This window comes from Arthrobacter sp. 35/47 (assembly GCF_000520475.1).
Classification (GTDB): Bacteria; Actinomycetota; Actinomycetes; order Actinomycetales; family Micrococcaceae; genus Arthrobacter_D; species Arthrobacter_D subterraneus.
This window is the reverse complement of record NZ_KI914598.1, coordinates 21,212-23,224: the sequence shown is the minus strand read 5'-3', so window position 1 is coordinate 23,224 and position 2,013 is coordinate 21,212. Positions and strand designations below refer to the sequence as shown.

1 protein-coding gene and 1 pseudogene are annotated in these 2,013 nt (G+C 62.7%); both read right to left on the bottom strand.

Annotated features, from left to right (window positions below; translation table 11 throughout):
• Positions 1 to 1,642 (bottom strand): energy-dependent translational throttle protein EttA (gene ettA / locus X803_RS18985; RefSeq protein ID WP_035778486.1); only part of this gene is annotated, 1,642 nt, incomplete at its 3' end.
• Between the two features lie 70 nt (positions 1,643 to 1,712).
• Positions 1,713 to 2,013, bottom strand: a pseudogene (locus tag X803_RS22240) (hypothetical protein); the annotation flags it as partial.

The following is a 2,013-nucleotide window of genomic DNA, read 5'->3' as shown; positions in this document are numbered from 1 at the left end:
TGGCCGCTTCGGGGCCGAGCCGCTCGATCTTGTTTTCCTCGTAGGACTCAAAGTTGCCCTCGAACCAGTACCAGTTGGCCGGGTCTTCTTCCGTCCCCTCATAGGAGAGGATGTGGGTGGCAACCCGGTCCAGGAACCAGCGATCGTGCGAGACCACAACCGCGCAGCCCGGGAATTCGAGCAGTGCGTTCTCCAAGCTGGAGAGGGTTTCCACATCGAGGTCGTTGGTGGGCTCGTCGAGGAGCAGAAGATTGCCGCCCTGCTTCAGGGTCAGGGCGAGGTTCAGCCGGTTCCGCTCTCCGCCTGAAAGCACTCCCGCCTTCTTCTGCTGGTCCGGGCCCTTGAAGCCGAACGCGGAAACGTAGGCACGTGAGGGCATTTCCACCTGCCCGACCTGGATGAAGTCAAGGCCGTCGGACACCACTTCCCACAGTGACTTGTTGGGGTCGATGCCGCCACGGGACTGGTCGACGTAGGAGATCTTGACCGAGTCACCGATCCTCAGTTCGCCCCCATCCAGCGGCTCGAGGCCGACGATGGTCTTGAAGAGCGTGGTCTTGCCGACGCCGTTGGGACCGATGACGCCGACGATCCCGTTCCGCGGCAGCGAGAAGGACAGACCATCGATCAGGATGCGGTCGTCATAGCCTTTCCGGAGATCGTGGGCCTCAATGACCTGGCTGCCGAGGCGTGGTCCGGGCGGGATCTGGATCTCTTCGAAATCAAGCTTCCGGGTCCGCTCGGCCTCTGACGCCATTTCCTCATAGCGGGCAAGGCGGGCCTTGGACTTGGTCTGGCGGCCCTTGGCATTGGAACGTACCCATTCCAGTTCCTCGGAGAGCCGCTTCGAGAGCTTCTGGTCCTTCTTGCCCTGGATCTCCAGGCGGGCGCGCTTCTTTTCGAGGTAGGTCGAGTAGTTGCCTTCATAGGGGTAGAGGTGCCCGCGGTCAACCTCGGCGATCCATTCCGCCACGTGGTCGAGGAAGTAGCGGTCGTGGGTGACGGCGAGAACTGCGCCGGGGTACGCCGACAGGTGCTGTTCCAGCCACAGCACGCTCTCGGCGTCGAGGTGGTTGGTCGGTTCGTCGAGAAGCAGGAGGTCCGGCTTCTGGAGCAGCAGCTTGCACAGCGCTACGCGGCGGCGCTCACCACCGGACAGCACGGAGACGTCAGCATCCGGCGGCGGGCAACGGAGTGCGTCCATCGCCTGGTCGAGCTGGGAGTCGATGTCCCAGGCGTCGGCCGCGTCGATGGCTTCCTGCAGCTTGCCCATCTCGTCGAGCAGCCTGTCATAGTCCGCGTCAGGGTTGGCCATTTCTTCGGAGATCTCGTTGAACCGCTGGATCTTGCCGTAGATTTCGCCGACGCCTTCCTGGACGTTGCCAAGAACGGTCTTTTCCTCATTGAGGGGCGGCTCCTGAAGGAGTATGCCCACGGTGTAGCCGGGACTCAGCCGTGCCTCGCCGTTCGATGGAGTATCCAGGCCCGCCATAATCTTCAGGATGGTGGATTTGCCCGCGCCGTTGGGTCCGACAACGCCAATCTTGGCGCCCGGGTAGAAGGACATCGTTACGTCGTCGAGAATTACTTTGTCGCCAACAGCCTTGCGGGCCTTGGTCATCGTGTAGATAAATTCCGCCATAGGTCAAGGCTAGTGCGTGTGGACCTGTAGAACATATTCCACGGCGCCAGGCACCCGTCGGAGTACCGATTTACCGCTGATCGCCCACAAAACACAGGCCGTTGGCGAGGACCGGCAACTGGGTCACAGTCACCGCACCGTCGCGGATGTGCCCGAATACGCAGCTTTCTCCAATGGGCACCGCGCCGGTCATGGCGTCGACTTCGAGCCCGGTGGGGGTGGTGTCGATCGATACCTCAACGGCTCCTGCCTCCGCCCCGGCTGATACGAAAGCTGCCCGCAGCTCTTCGGCGCCCGGCTCCGGCGTCTGTGCGGCCAGGGAGTCCAGCGCATCCGCGATCCGTGATGCAAGCGACTGCGCTGCAGGCGTC